4 protein-coding genes are annotated in these 3,984 nt (G+C 75.3%); all 4 read left to right on the top strand.

Going from position 1 to position 3,984, the window contains the following annotated elements; translation table 11 throughout:
- Window positions 1-132 precede the first annotated feature (132 nt).
- Window positions 133-1,497 (top strand): condensation domain-containing protein, encoded by a 1,365-nt coding sequence (locus ETD96_RS42180; protein WP_138642082.1) that lies wholly within the window; start codon window positions 133-135, stop codon window positions 1,495-1,497.
- A 29-nt stretch (window positions 1,498-1,526) separates the two neighbouring features.
- Window positions 1,527-2,570: a 3-oxoacyl-[acyl-carrier-protein] synthase III C-terminal domain-containing protein gene (locus ETD96_RS42175; RefSeq protein ID WP_138642081.1), complete on the top strand. Its 1,044-nt coding sequence runs from the start codon at window positions 1,527-1,529 to the stop codon at window positions 2,568-2,570.
- 31 nt (window positions 2,571-2,601) lie between these two features.
- Window positions 2,602-3,231, top strand: a complete 630-nt coding sequence (locus ETD96_RS42170) for a sulfotransferase family protein (protein WP_138642080.1) — start codon at window positions 2,602-2,604, stop codon at window positions 3,229-3,231.
- A 1-nt stretch (window position 3,232) separates the two neighbouring features.
- Window positions 3,233-3,984, top strand: a 752-nt coding sequence (locus ETD96_RS42165; protein ID WP_138642079.1) for a histidine kinase dimerization/phosphoacceptor domain-containing protein, incomplete at its 3' end; no start/stop codon positions are given.

Below are 3,984 nucleotides of genomic sequence, written 5' to 3'. Positions count from 1 at the left end.
CGGCTGGGAGCGGCACCGCGCCTCCCTCCGGCCGCGGTTCCTGACCCCGCATCCGACGCTGCCGTCCGCGCTCGAAGAGCGCTACGAGGCGGAGCGCCGATCCGCGCTGCTCCGCCGGTACAGGGGAACGACATGACCACGACCACCACACGGCGGATCGCGTTCCACGGAGACGGAGGCGGCACGGCGCCCTGCACCGTCGGGCAGTGGGACTTCTGGCGCAAGATGCGCCGGCCGGGCGAGCCGTCCTTCGCCGACACGACCTCGGGCGGGCTGCTGCCCGAGGGACTCGCCCTGGACGAGGTCCTGGACGGGCTCCGCCTGCTGATCGAACGCCACCAGTCGCTCCGCACCCTCTTCCACGGCGACGACCACGCCCTGAACCAGGAGGTCCTGGCGGAGGGCGAACTGACGGTCTGGCTCGTCCGCGTCGACGCGGTCGACGACCTGCACGCCTTCGCCGGCGACTGGCGGCCCCGGCCGCCGGGGGCGCAGCACGACCCGGCGGCCGAACTGCCGTTCGCCGCCCGGATCGTCCTCCTCCACGACCGGCCGGTGGTCTTCCAGCTGTGGATGTCGCACCTGGCCGCCGACTTCCTCAGCGGGCAGGTGGTGGCAGCCGAGTTCGTGCGGCTCCTGCAAGGCGGGCTCACCGGCGTCCCGCGCGCCGTCCAGCCGGCGGAGAAGGCCGCCCGCGAGCGCTCGCCGCGGGGGCGGCGGGCGCTGGAGCAGGCGCTCGACCACTGGCGCCGGGAGCTGGCCGCCGCCCCGCCCACGATGTTCCCCGCGCCGCCCGGCCCGCCCGCGACCCCGCGCTTCTGGCGCGGCGGGCTCCGGTCGCGGGCGGTGCCGCTCGCGCTGGACGCCGTCGCCGCCCGGCACCGCGTGGGGACGACGCACGTCCTGCTGGCCGCGGCGACGGTGCTCCTCGGCCTGCACACCGGCCGCGACCGGTGCGCCGTCCGGCTCATGGCCGGCAACCGCGCGGGCAAGGACCTCCACAACGCCGTGGGCAACCTCGCCCAGGAGACGATCTCCGTCATCGGGCTCGGCGGGGAGACGTTCGGGGACGTGGTGCGCGAGGCGTGGAAGGCCTCCTTCCGCGCGCAGCGGCACGGCCAGTTCGACGCCGACCTGGCGGCCCGGCTGGTCGCCGGATCGGGTGTCGACCTGAGCGTCGCCTTCAACGATCTATGGACGCCGACCCGCACCCGCCTTCCCGCCCCGCCCGCGCCCCCCGGGGAGTCGTCGTTCGCCTGGGAGCGGCGCGTCGAGCGGGCGAGCGTCACCTTCTTCCTGGAGGTGTTCAGGGTCGTGGAGGATCCGCACGCCGTCCGGCTCAGCCTCCTGGCCGACACCGCCCACTTCCCGCCACCGGTCATCCCGGCCTTCCTGTCCGGCATCGAGAACCTCCTCGCCGAGCTGGCGGACCGGGATCTGCCGCTGAGCGAGATCGCGCCGGTGCGGCCGGCGCCCCGTCCCGTCCCGGCCTCGTGAACGACGGCCTCGCAGGAGAAAGGCGCACCATGCCGACGGCACGCATCACCGACCTGGCGTTCACGGCACCGCCCCCGGTCAAGATGGACGAGTTCGCCGCCCTGTTCGCCGGCGACCCGGGCGGCGACATCGTCGCGCGGGTCATCGACAACTCCGAGATCGGCGCCAAGGGCATGGCCGTGAACCCCTTCGTGGAGGATCCGCGCGAGTGGGGCACCGGCCGGCGGATGGACCGCGGCCTCGCCGACGCCCGCGCCCTGGCCGCCGAGGCCGTCCGCCGCGCGCTCGACCGCGCCGGGCTGCGTCCCGGCGAGGTCGGGCTGCTCGCGACCTCGACCACCACGACGCACTCCGCCCCCGGGCTGGACGGGCTGCTGGACGACCTCGGGATGCCGCCCGGCACCGAGGCGCTGTCGCTCGGCCCCATGGGCTGCTACGCCGCGCTCCCCGCGCTGTCCGCCTGCCGGAACTGGGTGGAGGTGCACCGCAGGCCGGCCGTCCTGGTGTGCGTGGACCTCTTCTCGCCCCACCTCCAGCCGCCGCCGTACGACAAGGAGGGCGCCGTCGTCCTGACGCTCTTCGGGGACGGCGCGGCGGCGGTCGTCCTGCGGCCGGGCCGGCCGGGCCTGCCCGGGCTGGACATCATCGACACCGAGGTGCTCACCGCGCCCCGGTTCGCCCAGGACCTGCAGGTCCACGTCGGCGATCGCGGCCTGCACATCCGGCTCGCGCCGACCATGCCGGACGTCGTGGCGTCGTCGGTGCCCGCCCCCGTCGACGCGCTCCTCGCGCGCAACGGGCTCGGCCGCGGCGACCTGGCGTGGTGGGCGCTCCACCCCGGCGGCCGCCGCATCATCGACCGCGTCGAGGAGGAGCTGCGGCTGCCCGCCGAATCGGTCGGCGTGTCGCGCGCGGTGATGCGCGAGCATGGGAACACCGCCGGACCCGCGGTCCTTGCCGTCCTCGAACGGCTCCAGCAGGCCGCACCGCTCGACCCCGGACACCATGCCATGGCGCTGGCCTTCGGCCCGGGCGCCACCCTCTGGGCGATGCTCCTGCGCGGCGCCCGCTAGCAGCCCGTCCCGTTCCCCAGTGGAGGCCCTCATGCTCGACGTCATCGGAGTCGGTTTCGGACGCACCGGCACGCTCTCCCTCAAGGCGGCCCTGGAGCAGCTCGGTTTCGGCCCCTGCCACCACATGCTGGGGCTGCTGGACCGCCCCGGCGAGATCCCGCTCTGGGAGGAGGCGGCCGCGGGCCGGGCGGACTGGGAGAAGGTCTACGACGGGTACCGCTCGTCCGTCGACTGGCCGGGCGCGGCGTTCTGGCGCGAACTCGTCGCCCGGAACCCGGAGTCCAAGGTCATCCTGACCGTCCGCGATCCGGCCTCGTGGTACCGGAGCGCCCACGGCAGCATCTACCGGTCGGTCACCGCCCCCGACGACGGCCGCGATCCGGTGTTCACCCGGCTGCGCGCCCTGTCCCTCGACATCGTCTGGAACGGCGTCTTCGGCGGCGGGTTCGCCGACCGGGACCACGCGGTCACGGTGTTCGAGCGGCACATCGAGGAGGTCCGCCGCGAGGTGCCGTCCGACCGGCTGCTGGAGTTCCACGTCGGCCAGGGCTGGGAGCCCCTCTGCGGCTTCCTCGGGGTCCCCGTCCCGGGCGGGGACTTCCCGCACCACAACGACGGCGCGCAATTCGCCGCCACGCTGGAGCAGCGCAAGGAGCACTGAGATGGCCCGCCGGCCGCCGGACGCGGTGCTCCCCTGGCGGCACTGGTCGGACACGACCCTCGACCTGGTGATCACGGCGGTCGTCACGACCGGGACGCTGGTCCCCGTGCTGCTCCCGAGGCCGCACGGGGCCGCCGTCGCCGCGGCGCTGCTGGCCTCGGTGCCGGTGTTCTGGCGCCGCCGGTGCACCATCCCGGCCGGCTTCGTCGTCGCGGCCGCCACGACCTGGCTGAGCGCGGAGAACGACCTGCCCCCGCTGCCGCTCGGGGCCCTGGTGCTCACCTACACGCTCGCGGCCCAGCCGTCCCCCGCCAGGCGCCTGGCCGGAGTGGCGGTCGGCGGGGTCCTGCTGCTGGTCTCGCTGATCCTGCCGGGCGAGGAGCTGATCGACTCCGGGTACATCGGGATGTTCTTCGCCACCGCGTACGCCCTCGGCACCGGCGGCAGGGCGCGCCGGGCCCGGATCGGCGTGCTGGAGGAGCGCGCCCGCAGGCTGGAGGAGGAGCGGGCCGCGGCCGCCGCCAGGGAGCGCACCAGGATCGCCCGCGACATGCACGACGTCGTCACGCACTCGGTGGGGCTGATGGTCGTCCAGGCGGAGTCCGGCGCCCTGCTGGTGGACCGGTCGCCGGAGAGGGCCGTGGAGGCGTTCGACGCCATCGCCGACCGGGGCCGCGACGCCATCGCGCAGCTGCGCTTCGTCCTGGACGCGCTCCGCTCCGACGACCCGCCGCCCGCCCGCCGGGCCCAGCC

Source organism: Actinomadura geliboluensis (genome assembly GCF_005889745.1).
GTDB lineage: Bacteria > Actinomycetota > Actinomycetes > Streptosporangiales > Streptosporangiaceae > Spirillospora > Spirillospora geliboluensis.
The sequence above is the reverse complement of the archived record's forward strand: the minus strand, read 5'-3'. Positions and strand labels throughout refer to the sequence as shown.